Genomic DNA, 15,802 nt, shown 5'->3' with positions numbered 1-15,802 from the left:
CCCGAAAGAGCGGGAATGGATCACTGGGGACTGGGCAAATAGAGGGACCTTGTCCAGTGTCACGGCTTCTGGCGAACTGCTCCCGAGGTGTCCGAAACGAGTCGTACACCGTGCGATTCGAGGAGTCCCGAGGAGTCCCGTCTGCCCGTTTTCGGTAGAGCACCGGTACGAGGCGGTCGCGTACGGCGGCCGGCGCACGGCGTGAAGGAGGCGGCGGCCATGGCCACACCCATGTCCGCGAGCAGGTTCCTGGAGAGACTCGAGGCGGAGGGCGCCACGGTCGTCGAGGTGGGCGACTGGGAGCACCACAACCGCAACCACGTGGGGCCGTGGGGCCCGGTCCACGGCGTGATGATCCACCACACGGTGACCAAGGGCAGCGCGCACACCGTGGAACTCTGCCGCAACGGCTACGAGGGCCTGCCGGGCCCGCTGTGCCACGGTGTCATCACCAAGGACGGCCGGGTCCACCTCGTCGGCTACGGCCGCGCCAACCACGCCGGTCTCGGCGACGACGACGTACTGCGCGCGGTCATCGCCGAGACGGCACTGCCTCCCGACAACGAGGCCAACACCGACGGCAACCGCCACTTCTACGGCTTCGAGTGCGAGAACCTGGGCGACGGCCAGGATCCGTGGCCCGAGGCGCAGCTGTCGGCGATCGAACGGGTCTCGGCCGCCATCTGCCGCCATCACGGCTGGACCGAACGGTCGGTGATCGGCCATCTGGAGTGGCAGCCCGGGAAGGTGGATCCACGAGGGTTCACGATGGCGGGGATGCGAGGACGGATTCGGGAGCGGCTGGCGTAGGGCCGCGCCGACTGCTTGACGCCGGTCCGGGCATTTCAGCCCGTCGTATGTTCGAGGACAGGTGACAATGGCGTGGTGACCAGCCACGACGCCGTGCCGGATCTCGCCGGCCTGCACCCGCGACTCCCCTCCCCGTTGGAGGAGTTCACGGACGACCGGTTCACGCGGCGCGGGCTGCGGCTGCTGCTCAAGCGGGACGATCTGATCCACCCGGAACTGATCGGCAACAAGTGGCGCAAGCTCGCGCCGAACCTGTCGGCCGCGGGCCGCCGCATGGTCGTCACCTTCGGCGGCGCCTACTCCAACCACCTGCGCGCCACCGCCGCCGCGGGCCGTCTCCTCGGTCTGCGCACGGTGGGGGTGGTGCGCGGGCAGGAGTTGGCCGAGCGGCCCCTCAACGCGTCGCTGGCGCGCTGTGCGGCCGACGGCATGCGACTTCATTTCGTCGACAGATCGACGTATCGGCGCAAGACCGAGCCGGAGACCCTGGCCGGCATTCTGCGTGGCATCGACGCCGAGGACGCCTACGTCGTGCCGGAGGGCGGGAGCAATGCGTCCGCCGTACGAGGGTGCAGTGCGCTCGGCGCGGAGCTGCGCGGGCGAGCCGATGTGGTCGCGGTCGCCTGCGGCACGGGCGGGACGCTGGCGGGGCTCGCCGCCGGGCTCGATCCCGGTCAATGGGCCTTGGGGGTGCCTGTCCTGAAGGGCGGCTTCCTGGGTGCGGACGTGCGGGATCTGCAGAGCGAGGCGTTCGGAGGGCCTCGGGGTGACTGGTGGCTGGACGAACGCTTCCACTTCGGGGGTTACGCCCGGACCACTCATGAACTCGACGCCTTTGCCGCTGACTTCGAGGAGCGGCACGGGTTGGGCGTCGAACGTCTCTATGTCGCCAAGTTGCTGTATGGGGTTGTCGCTCTCACGGAAGAGGGGGCGTTTCCGCGCGGCACGGTGGTCGCGGCCGTCGTCACCGGGGCCCCGTTCGACGGGTGACCGCGGCTCACTGGGTCTCCCGGTAGGCCGCCGCCTCCTCCAGATCGAGCCTGCGCAGCAGCGTTCGCAGCATCTCGTCGTCGATGTAGCGGCCGTCCCGGAGCCTCACGAACACCGCGCGTTCGGCGCCGATCACCTCGCGGGACAGCCGGCGGTAGGTGTCGTCGACGGACTCACCGGTGATGGGGTTGGCCTGGCCGAGGCGTTCCCAGACGGAGTTGCGGCGGCGTTCCAGGACGGCTCGCAGACGGTCCGCCAGGGGCTCGGGGAGGGCGTTGCGTTCGTCGGAGAGGAGTTCCTCCAGACGTCGTTCGGCGGCGCGGGAGGCCTGTGCCTGGGCGTTCGCCTCGGCGAGGGTCTCGGCCTGGTCGTCACGGCCGGGGAGTTTCAGTACGCGGATGAGCGGGGGCAGCGTCACACCCTGGACGACCAGCGTGCCGATCACCGTCGTGAAGGTGAGGAAGAGGATGAGGTTGCGCTCCGGGAACTCCTCGCCGCCGTGCACGGTGAGCGGGATCGAGAAGGCGATCGCCAGCGAGACGACGCCTCTCATCCCGGCCCAGGCGATGATGAACGAGCCCTTCCACGTCGGGTTCTTCTCGCGCTCCCGGATCCGCGCCGACAGCATGCGCGGCAGGAACGTCGCCGGATAGACCCACACGAACCGCGAGACGACGACCATCAGGAAGACGGCGATCGCGTACCAGGCGGCGCGGCTGCCCTCGTACTCGCCGAGCCCCTTGAGGACCACCGGCAGCTGTAGTCCGATCAGCGCGAACACCGCCGACTCAAGGACGAACGCCACCATCTTCCACACCGCATCCTCCTGGAGCCGGGTGGCGAAATCGACCTCCCAGGCGCGGTGTCCCAGGTAGAGCGCGACGACCACGACCGCCAGCACTCCGGAGGCGTGCACCTGCTCGGCGACCGCGTACGCGACGAACGGGATCAGCAGGGAGAGGGTGTTCTGCAGCAGCGCCTCCTTCATGTGCGTGCGCAGCCAGTGGATCGGCACCATGAGCACCAGGCCCACGCCGATGCCGCCGAACGCCGCGAGCAGGAACTCGCCGATGCCGCCGGCCCAGCTGGCGCCCTCCCCCACGGCGGCCGCGAGGGCCACGCGGTAGGCGGTGATCGCGGTGGCGTCGTTCACCAGGGACTCGCCCTGCAGGATCGTGGTGATCCGGGACGGCAGCCCCACCCGGCGCGCGACGGCCGTCGCGGCGACCGCGTCCGGCGGCGCCACCACCGCGCCCAGCACCAGCGCCGCGGTCAGCGGCAGGCCAGGCACGACGAGGTAGGCGAGCCAGCCCACGGCGAAGGTCGCGAAGAGGACGTAGCCCACCGACAGCAGCATCACGGGCCGCAGCTGGGCCCGGAGATCGAGGTACGAGCTGTCCGTCGCCGCGGTGTGCAGCAGCGGGGGCAGGACCAGCGGAAGGACGATGTGCGGATCGAGGGTGTACTCGGGCACGCCGGGCAGATACGACACCACGAGCCCGGCCGCGACCAGCAGCAGCGGCGCCGGCACGGGCGTCCGACGCGCCGCAGCGGCGACGACGGCGCTCCCCGCCACCAGCAACAACAGCGGCATCACATCCATACGCCTCGCCCACCCTCGCCCGCGCCGTCACCGGCCGCACCTCGCCGACGCCCCCCAGACACCACGAGCCCGGCCCCGGCGGCAACCCCCGTCTCACGCCCACCGGCAGCCACGTTCATCGTTCTTCGCCCGCCCTCGTTCATCGCGTCGCCGCCACCCGCCGTCGATTTTCCGCGCCGGTGTGCGCGTGACCGTCGTAACCTGGCAATCATGAAACAGTGCACGCACGCCGACGCGCTGCCGCACCCGGAACCCGGTCCGCTCAACGAGACGTGTCCCACGTGTCTCGCGGAGGGCTGGCACCCGGTGCAGCTGCGGTTGTGCCTCACCTGCGGTCACGTCGGCTGCTGCGACTCCTCGCCGGGACGCCACGCCACGGAGCACCACAAGGAGTCCGGGCATCCCATCATGCGGACCTTCGAGCCCGGCGAGCTCTGGCGCTGGTGCTTCGTCGACCACGTGCTGGTGTGACGCGGACGTACCCTGGACGACCGGGGACCGGACGGTTCGACCGTCTGACGCCTGGGTACGTCAAACCGGCGCGCGCTCTTCCCAATTGGGCCCGCAGACCCCCTAGCCACGGAGCGTGTCCGTGTGTTTACTATGAGTGACAGCAAGGGGTTGGGGTCCTGGGGACAGGAAAGTTAAGAGCGCGATAGCGTCACCGCTGAACCACACATCGCGTTACCCCGGGGGGCGACCCTCGGCCCCGAGAAGCTTGTACCACCTTGGAGGTGAGGGTGTCCCAGATCGCAGGCGAGCCCGCGACCCAGGACTTCGTGGAAGTCCGGCTGCCGGCCGCGGGTGCCTACCTGTCGGTGCTGCGTACGGCGACTGCCGGCCTCGCGGCCCGTTTGGACTTCACCCTCGACGAGATCGAGGACCTGCGCATCGCGGTGGACGAGGCCTGCGCGATCCTGCTTCAGCAGGCCGTGCCCGGCTCGGTGCTCAGTTGTGTCTTCCGGCTTGTCGACGACTCGCTCGAGGTCACCGTCTCGGCCCCGACCACGGACGGCCACGCCCCCGCCAGGGACACCTTCGCCTGGACCGTGCTGTCGGCCCTCGCGGGCAAGGTCTCCTCCGCCGTGGACGAGGACAAAACCGTTTCGATCAGCCTCTACAAACAGCGCGGCGCGGGACCCGGGCCGGCGTGACGAACGGGGACGGGCCGGTGCGGGACGAAGAGCGCGGCACACGGGAGCTGCCGGACACTCCACCCTGCTCGGGCGGAGCCGAGAGTCCGGGCGCGGGCCTGAGCGATTCCCGACGCATGGCGGACGGCATCGACGGCATCCCCGAGCAGGCCCGGCCGCACCCGGAGGACGACTCCGTGCAGGCCGGTTTCCTGGGCGACGGACGAGAGGACGAAGGTGCCGTGCAGGGCGCGCCTCTGGGCGGGCGGATCGGGGTCTCACCCGTCCATGGAGGTTCCCCCGCTCGTTCGAAGCCGAGAGTGGGGGCGGAGGCGAAAGCTCGGGAGAGGGCTACGGGCGGGACGATGAGCGAGCACGAGCGAGACGCCGACGACAAGGCGACGCGTGCGCAGGGTGCGCACAGCACGCAGGCCACGCACCACCACCCTCAGGACCGCAGCGGGGCGCGCGCCATGTTCCTCGAGCTGCGCAAGCTGCAGGACGGCAGCCCGGAGTACGCGGAGCTGCGCAACAAGCTGGTCCGGATGCACCTGCCGCTCGTCGAGCACCTCGCGCGCCGCTTCCGCAACCGCGGCGAGCCGCTGGACGACCTCACCCAGGTCGCCACCATCGGCCTGATCAAGTCGGTCGACCGGTTCGACCCGGATCGCGGTGTCGAGTTCTCGACCTACGCGACCCCGACGGTCGTCGGCGAGATCAAGCGGCACTTCCGCGACAAGGGCTGGGCGGTGCGGGTGCCGCGGCGCCTTCAGGAGCTGCGCCTCGCGCTCACGACGGCCACGGCCGAGCTGTCCCAGCAGCACGGTCGCTCCCCCACCGTCCATGAGCTCGCCGAGAAGCTGGCGATCTCGGAGGAGGAGGTCCTGGAGGGCCTGGAGTCCGCCAACGCGTACTCCACGCTGTCCCTGGACGTCCCCGACACCGACGACGAGTCCCCGGCGGTCGCGGACACCCTCGGCGCGGAGGACGAGGCGCTGGAGGGCGTCGAGTACCGCGAGTCCCTCAAGCCGCTCCTTGAGGACCTCCCGCCGCGCGAGAAGCGGATCCTGTTGCTGCGCTTCTTCGGCAACATGACCCAGTCGCAGATCGCGCAGGAGGTCGGCATCTCCCAGATGCATGTCTCCCGGCTGCTGGCGCGCACGCTGGCGCAGCTGCGGGAGAAGCTGCTGGTGGAGGAGTGACGGACCCCTCCGGAGCGATGCTCCGAAAGCCGATGTCCTACTTCTGATCCTGCGCGTTGCCGGGCCCTCGGATCCCGAGGGCCCGGGTCGTCGCCGGATTGATCAGGAGTACGAGCGTGGCGATCGCGACCGCGGCGATCGCGATCCCCGCCGGGATGGCGATGCTGTCGGCCTGCAACAGGCTGTAGGCCACCGGCAGCGCGAGGATCTGGGTGATCATGGACGGCCCCCGGCTCCAGCTGCGCTGAGCGAACAGTCCCCGCGCGGCGAGCAACGGCAGCAGGGCGAGAGCGATGAGCGTCACGCCGAGCGTGACGGCCTGCTGCCGGTCGTCCGGTTCGCCGGTGAGTCCGAGCACCAGCACCCAGACGCCGCCGACGGTGAGGGCCACCCCTTCCAGCGCGGTCAACGCCGCCGCATACGTGAGCCGCCGCGGACGCGGACCGGCGGTTTCGGGGGTGTCGGGGCTCTGCTCCTTGGTCACACCTGAAGGGTAGCCCCCGCCGAAATGGCGACCTGGCCGGCCATGGCCGGCTCACCTTCCGGCCATGTCGTGTCGAGACTCACGCCCCCTCTCTTACTTGATCCCTACCTCGACCTGTGCCCGGTACCCCCCAGTAGGTACGCTGCAACCCATGCGTGCACTTCTCGTGGTCAATCCGGCAGCAACCACCACAAGCGCACGTACGCGCGATGTCCTGATCCATGCGCTCGCCAGCGAGATGAAGCTGGAGGCGGTCACCACCGAGTACCGCGGCCACGCGCGCGACCTGGGCCGGCAGGCGGCGGAGAGCGACGACATCGACATGGTCGTGGCCCTCGGCGGTGACGGCACCGTCAACGAGGTCGTCAACGGCCTTCTGCACGCCGGCCCCGACCCGGGGCACCTCCCCGGCCTGGCCGTGGTCCCCGGCGGTTCCACCAACGTCTTCGCCCGCGCCCTCGGTCTGCCGAACGACCCGGTCGAGGCGACCGGCGCCCTCCTGGACGCCCTGCGCGACGGCAGCGAACGCACGGTCGGTCTCGGCCTGACGTCAGGCACCCCGGGTTCGGACGACGAGGCGGTCCCGCCGCGCTGGTTCCTCTTCAATGCGGGACTCGGCTTCGACGCGGGTGTGGTGGGCCGGGTGGAACAGCAGCGCGAACGCGGCCGGAAATCCACACACGCTCTCTACCTCCGCCAGGCCCTGCGCCAATTCCTGGGCGAGCCCAACCGCCGGCACGGCACGATCACTCTGGAGCGGCCGGGCGAGGACCCGGTGACCGATTTGGTGCTGTCCATAGTCTGCAACACCGCTCCGTGGACGTATCTGGGCAATCGTCCGGTGTACGCGGCACCTAAGGCCTCGTTCGATACGGCCCTCGACGTACTCGGTCTCAGCCGTATGTCCACGGTCTCGGTTGCCCGGTATGCAACCCAGTTGCTCACTTCGTCCCCCGAGCGCGGGGCCCGTGGCAAGCATGCGGTCACTCTGCACGACCTGGACCAGTTCACCTTGCATTCGAAGGTCCCGCTGCCCCTTCAGATGGACGGCGACCACCTCGGGCTGCGTACGAGCGTGACGTTCACAGGCGTACGCCGTGCACTGCGTGTGATTGTGTGAGCGGAACGGGCTAAAGTCCTTTCACTCGAACGTTTAGGCCAGGATCCACCCCATGGAAGTACGGCTGTGACCTAGTCGACACCGAGGAATCAAAAAAAACTTTCCGGAAGGGGTTGTATCCGCCGCTGAGGTTTGCGAGTCTCTACGTGGCGATCGGGACAGCCCGCAACACCGGCATCCACAGGTCACCGGAACCCCTCTTCAAATCACAGGACCTCGCCAGGGAACCTGGCGGTCGGCCCTTCACTTGTTGAGGGATTCGTGAAAGCGTTCACATTCACAAGCAATCAGCACGTAATACCAAGGAGAGGTAGCAGCCATGGACTGGCGTCACAACGCCGTTTGCCGCGAGGAAGACCCCGAGCTCTTCTTCCCCATCGGCAACACCGGTCCTGCGCTGCTGCAGATCGAGGAAGCCAAGGCCGTCTGCCGTCGCTGCCCCGTTATGGATCAGTGTCTGCAGTGGGCGCTCGAGTCCGGTCAGGACTCCGGCGTCTGGGGTGGTCTCAGCGAGGACGAGCGCCGCGCCATGAAGCGCCGCGCCGCCCGCAACCGGGCCCGTCAGGCCTCCGCCTGACACACCCGCCCCGTTAAAACAGCCTGAGCTTGGCGGCGCGTACAGCGAGTACGCATCTCCCGCCCCCGAGCCGCAGCGCGCAGTACCCCCCGATGCGCAGCGAATGCTGGCAACGAGCATGTTGAGCCCCAGCCCCCTGAACGGGCTGGGGCTCTTTGCTGTGTTGAGGCTGTTTGCTGAGGCCCTCTGCTGTCCTGAGGCTCTCTGCCGTCCTGAGGCCCTTCGCCTATTTGGGTGCACGCACCGGGATGTCGAGGATCACCCGGGTGCCCCGCTCCGGCGCCGGGACCATGTCGAACGTACCGCCCAACTCCCCCTCCACCAGCGTCCGTACGATCTGCAGGCCGAGGTTGCCCGCGGTGTGCGGGTCGAAGCCCTCGGGGAGGCCCACCCCGTCGTCCTGGACGGTGACCAGGAGGCGGGCCTGTTTCGTCGTACCGCCGCGGACCGCCGCCACCTCGACCGTGCCGGTCTCGCCCTCACGGAAGCCGTGCTCCAGGGCGTTCTGAAGCACCTCGGTCAGGACCATCGACAGCGGGGTGGCGACCTCGGCGTCCAGGATGCCGAAGCGGCCGGTGCGCCGGCAGTTCACCTTGCCGGGGGCGATCTCGGCGACCATGGCCAGCACCCGGTCGGCGATCTCGTCGAACTCCACGCGCTCGTCGAGGTTCTGGGAGAGCGTCTCGTGCACGATCGCGATCGAGCCGACTCGCCGTACCGCCTCTTCCAGTGCCTCACGGCCACGTTCGGACTCGATGCGCCGGGCCTGGAGGCGGAGCAGGGCCGCCACCGTCTGGAGGTTGTTCTTCACCCGGTGGTGGATCTCCCGGATGGTCGCGTCCTTGGTGATCAACTCCTGCTCGCGGCGGCGCAGTTCGGTCACGTCCCGGAGCAGGACGAGCGAACCGATGCGGGTGCCCTTGGGCTTGAGCGGGATCGCGCGGAACTGGATGACCCCGTCGTTGGCCTCGATCTCGAAGTTTCGGGGCGCCCAGCCGCTGGCGACCTTGGCGAGCGCCTCGTCCACCGGGCCGTGGGTCGGGGCGAGTTCGGCGGTGGTCTTGCCCAGGTGGTGGCCGACGAGGTCGGAGGCGAGGCCGAGACGGTGGTAGGCCGATAGCGCGTTCGGCGAGGCGTACTGGACGAGACCGTCGCCATCGACGCGGATCAGGCCGTCGCCGACGCGCGGTGAGGCGTCCATGTCGACCTGCTGATTGGCGAACGGGAACGAGCCGGCCGCGATCATCTGCGCGAGATCCGAGGCGCTTTGGAGGTACGTGAGCTCCAGGCGGCTCGGGGTGCGGACGGTCAGCAGGTTGGTGTTCCTCGCGATCACACCCAGGACGCGACCGTCCCGTCGTACCGGAATCGACTCGACGCGGACCGGCACCTCCTCGCGCCACTCCGGGTCGCCCTCCCGCACGATGCGGCCCTCGTCGAGCGCGGCGTCCAGCATCGGGCGGCGGCCGCGCGGGACGAGATGGCCGACCATGTCGTCCTGGTACGACGTCGGGCCGGTGTTCGGCCGCATCTGCGCCACGGAGACGTAGCGGGTGCCGTCGCTGGTGGGGACCCACAGGACGAGGTCGGCGAAGGAGAGGTCGGAGAGCAGCTGCCACTCCGAGACCAGCAGGTGGAGCCACTCGAGGTCGGAGTCGTCGAGGGCCGTGTGCTGGCGTACGAGTTCGTTCATGGAGGGCACGTGGCCGAGCGTACCTGGCGGTACGGACATGGTTGGAAACCAGCCACTTCGGAGGCGGTCCGGGCTCGGAAACACCCGCGGGCCGCGGCGCCTGAGAGGGACCCTCAGCCCTCCCGGCACCGCAGCCCGGAGCAACATCGGCCGTGGGGTGTGCGGTCCCGGTCGGCCGAAGGATGAGGAGCCGGGGCAGTCAGGGCAGAGAGCTCCGGTTCCTCGGTCCGCCTTCCTGTGCGGGGAAGACGGAAGTCGGTGCGTTCTTCGCTTACGCACTCCTCGCCATTGTGGACTAGACCACTCCGGTGTGTCCATGCGTTGGAGCGTGTTTGCTGTTGACGCTTCTCCCGCGGGCTCCCCACCAGTTGGGGAACTGACAGGGCACCCTGGCATACACCACGCAGCCTAACCCGTGTGGGTTCATGTGCGGGGCCAGATGGCCATGGCAATTTCCACGAGTGCCTCCAGTTCCCCCCGGCTCGCCCCGTCGCGCGCCTGTTGCGACATGCCCTGGATCATCGCGCCGGTGTGCCGGGCGAGGGCGGCGGCGTCGGTGCCGGCGGGGAGGGTGCCGGTGGCGATGTCCTCTTCGATACGGCGCTCGAAGGCGGTGATGGTGGCGTTGCGGCGGTCGCGCAGGGAGGCGGCGACCTCCGGGGTCGTGCAGTTGATGGCCGCGTGGGCGATGAGGCAGCCGTGCGGACGGTCGGGGTCGGTGTACGCGCCCGCGGCGGCCCGGAGGGTCAGCTCGACGGCCGCCCGCGAGGTGGGCGCCTCGGCGAGGGCGCGGTCGGCGAACGCGGCGTAGCGGGCGGTGTAGGCGCCGACGACCTCCTCGAAGAGGGAACGCTTGTCGCCGAAGGCCGCGTACAGACTCGGCGCGCCGATGTCCATGGCCCGGGTGAGGTCGGAGACGGAGGTCGCCTCGTAGCCACCCTCCCAGAAGGCCAGGATCGCCTTCTCCAGCGCGGTCTCACGGTCGAAGGAACGGGGGCGGCCGCGGGGCTTGGCCGCCGGCCGGGTCCCGGCGGCCCTCGGCGCCGTCTCGTCACTGCTCACCATGGAGTTCATTTTATAGGGAGCACTAGAGAAATGTCGGAGGGGTGCTGTACGGTTTTTCTGTAGCGATCGCTAGGTAATTGCGAGGGGGCGTCGACATGGGTGTGCTTGCAGGCAGGACGGCACTGGTCACGGGGGCGAGCAGGGGGATCGGACGGGCGATCGCCGAGCGGCTGGCACGCGACGGGGCACGGGTCGCGGTGCACTACGGCAGCAATGAGGCGGCGGCGAAGGAGACTGTCACCGCCATCGAGGCGGCGGGCGGCAGGGCTTTCGCGATCCGCGCGGAGCTGGGCGTGCCGGGGGACGCGGAGGCCTTGTGGCAGGCCTTCGACCGCCAGGCGCAGGGGGTGGACATCCTGGTCAACAACGCGGGGATGGTGATCTTCGCATCCATCGGCGAAACGGACGAGGAGGCGTACGACCGGACGCAGGCGGTCAACGCGAAGGCACCGTTCTTCATCGTCAAGCACGGTCTGCGTCGCCTGCGCGACCAGGGCCGGATCATCAATGTCACCGCCGCCACGGACGCCGCCATCGCCCCTATCGCCGCCACGCACATGGCCAAGGGAGCGGTCACGACCCTGACGCGCTCACTCGCGGCCGAGTTGGCACCGCGCGGCATCACGGCCAACTCGGTCGGACCCGGCTTCATCGACACGGACCTGACGAGCGGGGCGCTGGCCGATCCCGGCATACGCGCGCACGCCGAGGCCGTCTCGGTCTTCAAGCGCGTCGGTACGACATCCGACGTCGCGGACGTGGCGGCCTTCCTGGCGTCACCGGACTCCCGGTGGATAACGGGGCAGCACATCGACGCGACCGGGGGCTCACTGCTGAGCCTGCACTAGGGGGCCCGCCGGCCCCTCCCCCACCCCCTCTGCCCCCTCAGCCTGCCCCCTCAGCGCGTCTCCGTGACCTTCGCCAAAGCTCGCGGGGCGTCCGGGTCCTGCCCCCTGGCGATGGTGACCTCGTAGGCCAGGAGCTGCAGGGGGAGGATCTCCAGGATCGGCTGGACCTCCTCGGCCACCTCCTCGGTGGGCAGGACGAAGCCGGCCGAGGCCTGTTCGACCTGGTGGCGGGGGCCGATGACGACCAGGTCGGCGCCGCGGCCGCGGAGTCGGTCGAGGACGGGCCGGAGGACCTCGCCGCCCTTGCCGTCGGTGACGACCGCGATGACCGGGGAGACGTTGTCGACCATGGCGAGCGGGCCGTGCAGGAGGTCGGCGCCGGAGTACGCGAGCGCCGGGATGTAGCTGGTCTCCATCAGCTTGAGGGCGGCTTCCTTGGCCGTGGGATAGCCGTAGCCGCGGGAGGTGATCACCATGCGCTCGGCGAAGCGGTAGCGGGCGGCGAGGGAGCGGACCTCGTCCTGCCGGGCGAGCAGACGCTCGGCGAGGTCCGGGAGCACGTGCGCGGCCGTGCCGGCGCCGCCGCGCAGGCCTTCGACGAAGAGGTACAGCGTGAGAAGGGAGGCCGTATAGGTCTTGGTCGCGGGCAGGGCCCGCTCCGGTCCGGCCATGATGTCGAGGTGGTACTCGGAGACGCCGGCCAGCGGGGAGTCGGGGTTGTTGGTCACCGCGAGCGTGATCGCGCCGGCCTCGCGGGCGGCCCGTGTGGAGGCGACCAGGTCGGGTGAGCCGCCGGACTGGCTGACGGTGACGACGAGGACGTCGGTCAGGTCGGGGCGGGCGCCGTAGGCGGTGGTCGTCGACATCGAGGTCAGGCCGCAGGGCAGGCCGAGACGGATCTCCAGCAGGTACTTGGCGTAGAGCGCGGCGTTGTCGGAGGTGCCGCGGGCGGTGAGCAGGACGAAGCGTGGGGCACGGGCGGCGATCTGCTCGGCGACCTCACGGATGGCGGGGGCGCCCTGGGACAGGATCCGGCGCAGCACGGCGGGCTGTTCGGCCATCTCGCGGGCCATGATCCGGCCGGGGAGCTCGTTGCGCGGGGCCTTGGGGTCGGGAGGGTATGGGGTCGTGGTGGTCATGGGCCCTTCCTGCTCTCGCGCTCGTCGTGCCGGGCATGGCGCCTGTCGCTTCGGGGGACGGTGACGGACAGTTCGGACGCACAGTCTCCATTCCACTCCCCCCTGGGGAATGACGCCTGCCCGACGGGCTCCGGAAATGTCCACAGGGCATTCGTTCACCTGGGCCGCGGAGCCCCGCTCTGTTAGATTGGTCTAAACCACATACACCTTCAGGGTGCCCTTCGATTCCCTCTTCAGATCGGCAGGCCCAGCGTGGAAGTTGTCATCGTTCCGGACGCCAAGGCGGGTGGCGAGCTGATAGCCGAGGCCATGGCCCAGCTGCTCGGGCGCAAGCCCGACGCCGTGCTCGGCGTGGCCACCGGGTCGACGCCACTGCCCATCTACGCGGCGCTCGCGGCCAAGGTGCACTCCGGCGCCGTGGACGCCTCGAGGGCGCGGATCGCGCAGCTCGACGAGTATGTGGGGCTGCCCGCCGAGCACCCGGAGTCCTACCGCTCGGTGCTGCGGCGCGAGGTGCTCGAGCCGCTCGGGATCGGGATGGACGCCTTCATGGGGCCGGACGGTACGGCCGAGGACGTGCAGGGTGCGTGCGCGGCGTACGACGCGGCGCTGGCCGCTGCCGGGGGCGTCGACCTGCAGTTGCTCGGAATCGGGACCGACGGGCACATCGGGTTCAACGAGCCCTGTTCGTCGCTGGCTTCGCGGACACGGATCAAGACCCTGACCGAGCAGACCCGCGTCGACAACGCGCGGTTCTTCGACGGGGACATCGAGCAGGTGCCGCATCACGTCATCACCCAGGGGATCGGCACGATTCTGGAGGCACGGCATCTGGTGTTGCTGGCCACCGGTGAAGGCAAGGCGGACGCGGTGGCGGCGACCGTCGAGGGCCCGGTCGCGGCCGTCTGCCCGGCCTCGGCACTGCAACTGCACCCGCACGCCACGGTCGTGGTCGACGAGGCCGCCGCGTCGAAGCTGAAGCTGGCCGACTACTTCCGGCACACCTACGTCAACAAGCCGGAGTGGCAGGGGATCTGAGGAGACCGCGCACTCGGCTCACCGGCCGTCTCACGGAGTGCGCCGCCGCCCCACCACCGCGACGGCCGTCCCGATTCCCCCGATCACGAGCCCGATCCCGCCGAAGATCAGCGGTAGCAGCCACAGCGAGGCGAAGCCGTTGATCCGGGCGTCCTCGGGGGAATCGGCGCGGTAGAGGACCTCGACCCGCTCGCCCCGCTCGTACGACGGCGGATTGGAACCCGTCGAACCGCGGAACGTCCTCGGCGTGCCATCACCCGAGGTGAACTCGACCACCGGGTAGGCCACGGGCCGGTTGTTCTCCCTGGCCTTGCGGGACGCGCCGTTGTCGTCGCTGCGCCACTCCAGCTCCACCACCGTTCCCCTGGCGCGCTCCGCATCCGCGAGGAACGAGACCGATATCCCCGCCAGGATCAGCCCGATGACCAGGAACACCGCTCCGAACGCCATCAGCCCGAAGGCGACCCACCGGCGGGCACGCCGTCCGCGCGCCTGAACCTGAAACCGCACGACGTCCCTCTCACTCGTCCGAAGTGAGAGGGACGCTATCCCAGGTATTCGATCACCGTGCTCCCGGCCTCGGGCGGCCCGGCGCCCTCACACCCCCGCGATGACCTCGGCCGCCGCCCGCCCGCACACCCGGGCCGCGCCGTATGTGGCGATGTGCAGGGCGCCGCGCGGGGACGCCTGGGGGACGCCCATTTCGACGACGATCGTGTCGGGGCGGGATGCCAGGAGTGCGTCCAGGGCGGCCGCCATCCAGGGGTGGCGGTGTTCGTCGCGGACCACGGCCACGACTCGGCGGTCGCCGGCCGCTTCGAGGGTCGCGCGGGCCGCGTCGTCCCCCGAGTAGCTGCCCGTCTCCGTGCCGGGGAGGAGGCGGGCCAGTTCGGCCGCCACGCCCCACGGGGTCTCGTCGCCGACCGCGATGTTCGCGACCGGGGTGAAGGCGGCGACGAACGGCGCTTCGGTGAGCGGCGTGAAGGCCGACGCGCCGGACGCCTTGAGGGCGCGGCGGGCGGCGGCGAGGCCGATGTCGGTCCGCGCCTCGCCGTCGGCCGCCGGGGCCGCCGTCGTCGCCGTCGTCGCCGTCCAGCGGGCCAGCTCGCGGACGCGTTCCGCCGCCTCCGCCAGCCGGGCCTCGGGGAGTTCACCCGAGCGGACCGCCGCGACCAGGGCGTCCCTCAGTCGCCGTACCGTTTCGTCGTCCGCGAGGCCGCCGCCCACGCAGATCGCGTCGGCGCCGGCCGCGATGGCGAGGACGCTGCCGCGTTCGATGCCGTAGGTGGCGGCGATGGCCTGCATCTCCATGCCGTCGGTGACGATCAGGCCGCTGTAGCCCAGTTCGCCGCGCAGAAGGTCGGTCAGGACCGGGCGGGAGAGGGTCGCCGGGTGGTCCGGGTCCAGGGAGGGGACGAGGATGTGGGCGCTCATCACCGCCCGCGAGCCGGCGGCGATCGCCGCGCGGAACGGGGAGAGTTCGCGCTCCGCCAGGACCGAGGCGTCCGCGTCGATGCGGGGCAGGGCGTGGTGGGAGTCGACCGCCGTGTCGCCGTGGCCGGGGAAGTGCTTGGTGCAGGCCGCTACGCCCGCCGACTGCAGGCCGGTGACGTAGGCCGCGGTGTGCCGGGCGACCAGGGCGGTGTCGGCACCGAAGGAGCGCACGCCGATGACCGGGTTCGCGGGGTTGGAGTTGACGTCCGCCGACGGGGCCCAGTTGAGGTTCACCCCGCAGGCGGCCAGGCGGCGGCCGAGCTCGGCGGCCACCTCCCTCGTCAGCTCCACGTCGTCCACGGCGCCCAGGGCGTGGTTGCCGGGGAAGCTGGAGCCGGCCCGCACCTCCAGCCTCGTCACGTCACCCCCCTCCTCGTCGATCGCGACCAGCACGTCGTCGCGCTCGGCGCGCAACTGTGCCGTCAGCGCGACCAGTTGCTCGGGCGAGGCGATGTTGCGGCCGAACAGTCCGACGGAGGCGAGGCCCTCGCCGAGCCGGCGCAGCAGCCAGTCGGGGGCGGTGGTGCCGGTGAAGCCGGGCTGCAGGACGGTCAGGGCATCACGCGTCAGAGTGTCGGTGCCGCTGGCGAATGTCGTCATCGGGTG

16 protein-coding genes are annotated in these 15,802 nt (G+C 70.3%); 9 read left to right on the top strand and 7 right to left on the bottom strand.

All coding sequences use genetic code 11. From position 1 onward, the window contains the following. Window positions 1-219 precede the first annotated feature (219 nt). Both ACFQ6S_RS33535 and ACFQ6S_RS33530 read left to right on the top strand, forming a co-directional pair. On the top strand, window positions 220-810 hold the full coding sequence (locus tag ACFQ6S_RS33535; protein ID WP_383418192.1) for an N-acetylmuramoyl-L-alanine amidase: 591 nt from the start codon (window positions 220-222) through the stop codon (window positions 808-810). Between the two features lie 75 nt (window positions 811-885). Then, entirely contained in the window at window positions 886-1,800 is a 915-nt protein-coding gene (locus tag ACFQ6S_RS33530) for a 1-aminocyclopropane-1-carboxylate deaminase/D-cysteine desulfhydrase (protein ID WP_383418190.1), read from the top strand. 7 nt (window positions 1,801-1,807) lie between these two features. On the opposite strand, the gene ACFQ6S_RS33525 is transcribed toward ACFQ6S_RS33530, so the two are convergent. Further along, on the bottom strand, window positions 1,808-3,403 hold the full coding sequence (locus ACFQ6S_RS33525) for a Na+/H+ antiporter (protein ID WP_383418188.1): 1,596 nt from the start codon (window positions 3,401-3,403) through the stop codon (window positions 1,808-1,810). A gap of 210 nt (window positions 3,404-3,613) precedes the next feature. On the opposite strand from ACFQ6S_RS33525, the gene ACFQ6S_RS33520 reads away from it, so the two are divergent. The 3 genes from ACFQ6S_RS33520 (at window position 3,614) to ACFQ6S_RS33510 (ending at window position 5,738) form a co-directional block, all read left to right on the top strand. Further along, complete coding sequence (locus ACFQ6S_RS33520; protein WP_383418186.1) at window positions 3,614-3,874, top strand: UBP-type zinc finger domain-containing protein; 261 nt, start codon at window positions 3,614-3,616, stop codon at window positions 3,872-3,874. Between the two features lie 269 nt (window positions 3,875-4,143). Continuing rightward, entirely contained in the window at window positions 4,144-4,557 is a 414-nt protein-coding gene (locus tag ACFQ6S_RS33515) for an anti-sigma regulatory factor (protein ID WP_019058277.1), read from the top strand. A 17-nt stretch (window positions 4,558-4,574) separates the two neighbouring features. Next, window positions 4,575-5,738 (top strand): RNA polymerase sigma factor SigF, encoded by a 1,164-nt coding sequence (locus tag ACFQ6S_RS33510; RefSeq protein WP_383418285.1) that lies wholly within the window; start codon window positions 4,575-4,577, stop codon window positions 5,736-5,738. A gap of 37 nt (window positions 5,739-5,775) precedes the next feature. Here the strand turns inward: ACFQ6S_RS33510 and ACFQ6S_RS33505 are convergent, their stop codons facing one another. Continuing rightward, on the bottom strand, window positions 5,776-6,222 hold the full coding sequence (locus tag ACFQ6S_RS33505; protein WP_383418184.1) for a hypothetical protein: 447 nt from the start codon (window positions 6,220-6,222) through the stop codon (window positions 5,776-5,778). A gap of 151 nt (window positions 6,223-6,373) precedes the next feature. Between ACFQ6S_RS33505 and ACFQ6S_RS33500 the strand changes: the two genes are divergently transcribed. Both ACFQ6S_RS33500 and ACFQ6S_RS33495 read left to right on the top strand, forming a co-directional pair. Beyond that, window positions 6,374-7,342, top strand: a complete 969-nt coding sequence (locus tag ACFQ6S_RS33500) for a diacylglycerol/lipid kinase family protein (protein ID WP_383418182.1) — start codon at window positions 6,374-6,376, stop codon at window positions 7,340-7,342. Window positions 7,343-7,661: 319 nt separating this feature from the next. Further along, window positions 7,662-7,919: a WhiB family transcriptional regulator gene (locus ACFQ6S_RS33495; protein ID WP_006142322.1), complete on the top strand. Its 258-nt coding sequence runs from the start codon at window positions 7,662-7,664 to the stop codon at window positions 7,917-7,919. A 226-nt stretch (window positions 7,920-8,145) separates the two neighbouring features. Here ACFQ6S_RS33495 and ACFQ6S_RS33490 read toward each other — a convergent pair whose 3' ends face one another. Further along, on the bottom strand, window positions 8,146-9,621 hold the full coding sequence (locus ACFQ6S_RS33490; RefSeq protein WP_383418179.1) for a sensor histidine kinase: 1,476 nt from the start codon (window positions 9,619-9,621) through the stop codon (window positions 8,146-8,148). Window positions 9,622-10,035: 414 nt separating this feature from the next. Further along, window positions 10,036-10,677 carry a TetR/AcrR family transcriptional regulator gene (locus ACFQ6S_RS33485; protein ID WP_383418178.1) on the bottom strand — a complete coding sequence of 214 codons (642 nt, stop codon included), beginning with the start codon at window positions 10,675-10,677 and terminating at the stop codon, window positions 10,036-10,038. 95 nt (window positions 10,678-10,772) lie between these two features. Between ACFQ6S_RS33485 and ACFQ6S_RS33480 the strand changes: the two genes are divergently transcribed. Continuing rightward, window positions 10,773-11,525, top strand: a complete 753-nt coding sequence (locus tag ACFQ6S_RS33480) for an SDR family oxidoreductase (protein WP_383418176.1) — start codon at window positions 10,773-10,775, stop codon at window positions 11,523-11,525. Between the two features lie 50 nt (window positions 11,526-11,575). Here the strand turns inward: ACFQ6S_RS33480 and ACFQ6S_RS33475 are convergent, their stop codons facing one another. Next, window positions 11,576-12,664 carry an SIS domain-containing protein gene (locus tag ACFQ6S_RS33475; RefSeq protein WP_383418174.1) on the bottom strand — a complete coding sequence of 363 codons (1,089 nt, stop codon included), beginning with the start codon at window positions 12,662-12,664 and terminating at the stop codon, window positions 11,576-11,578. A gap of 252 nt (window positions 12,665-12,916) precedes the next feature. Between ACFQ6S_RS33475 and nagB the strand changes: the two genes are divergently transcribed. Further along, the gene (gene nagB / locus ACFQ6S_RS33470) at window positions 12,917-13,702 is read left to right on the top strand and encodes a glucosamine-6-phosphate deaminase (RefSeq protein ID WP_383418172.1); all 786 of its coding nucleotides are present in this window, start codon (window positions 12,917-12,919) and stop codon (window positions 13,700-13,702) included. Window positions 13,703-13,732: 30 nt separating this feature from the next. Here the strand turns inward: nagB and ACFQ6S_RS33465 are convergent, their stop codons facing one another. Together ACFQ6S_RS33465 and ACFQ6S_RS33460 are read right to left on the bottom strand one after the other, a co-directional pair. Beyond that, window positions 13,733-14,212, bottom strand: coding sequence for a DUF3592 domain-containing protein (locus ACFQ6S_RS33465; RefSeq protein ID WP_383418170.1), 480 nt, complete (start codon window positions 14,210-14,212; stop codon window positions 13,733-13,735). An 87-nt stretch (window positions 14,213-14,299) separates the two neighbouring features. Beyond that, window positions 14,300-15,796 carry a glycoside hydrolase family 3 protein gene (locus ACFQ6S_RS33460; protein WP_383418168.1) on the bottom strand — a complete coding sequence of 499 codons (1,497 nt, stop codon included), beginning with the start codon at window positions 15,794-15,796 and terminating at the stop codon, window positions 14,300-14,302. Between the last annotated feature and the right edge of the window lie 6 nt (window positions 15,797-15,802).

The organism is Streptomyces sp. NPDC056479 (assembly GCF_042795335.1).
GTDB lineage: Bacteria > Actinomycetota > Actinomycetes > Streptomycetales > Streptomycetaceae > Streptomyces.
Note: the sequence above shows the minus strand (reverse complement) of the source record. Positions and strands in the feature narration are given on the sequence as shown.

Coding starts and splice junctions, on each gene's coding strand:
- ACFQ6S_RS33535 (WP_383418192.1), top strand. CDS start 220: ATGGCCACACCCATGTCCGCGAGCAGGTTCCTGGAGAGACTCGAGGCG.
- ACFQ6S_RS33525 (WP_383418188.1), bottom strand. CDS start 3,403: ATGGATGTGATGCCGCTGTTGTTGCTGGTGGCGGGGAGCGCCGTCGTC.
- ACFQ6S_RS33520 (WP_383418186.1), top strand. CDS start 3,614: ATGAAACAGTGCACGCACGCCGACGCGCTGCCGCACCCGGAACCCGGT.
- ACFQ6S_RS33500 (WP_383418182.1), top strand. CDS start 6,374: ATGCGTGCACTTCTCGTGGTCAATCCGGCAGCAACCACCACAAGCGCA.
- ACFQ6S_RS33495 (WP_006142322.1), top strand. CDS start 7,662: ATGGACTGGCGTCACAACGCCGTTTGCCGCGAGGAAGACCCCGAGCTC.
- ACFQ6S_RS33485 (WP_383418178.1), bottom strand. CDS start 10,677: ATGGTGAGCAGTGACGAGACGGCGCCGAGGGCCGCCGGGACCCGGCCG.
- ACFQ6S_RS33480 (WP_383418176.1), top strand. CDS start 10,773: ATGGGTGTGCTTGCAGGCAGGACGGCACTGGTCACGGGGGCGAGCAGG.
- ACFQ6S_RS33475 (WP_383418174.1), bottom strand. CDS start 12,664: ATGACCACCACGACCCCATACCCTCCCGACCCCAAGGCCCCGCGCAAC.
- ACFQ6S_RS33460 (WP_383418168.1), bottom strand. CDS start 15,796: ATGACGACATTCGCCAGCGGCACCGACACTCTGACGCGTGATGCCCTG.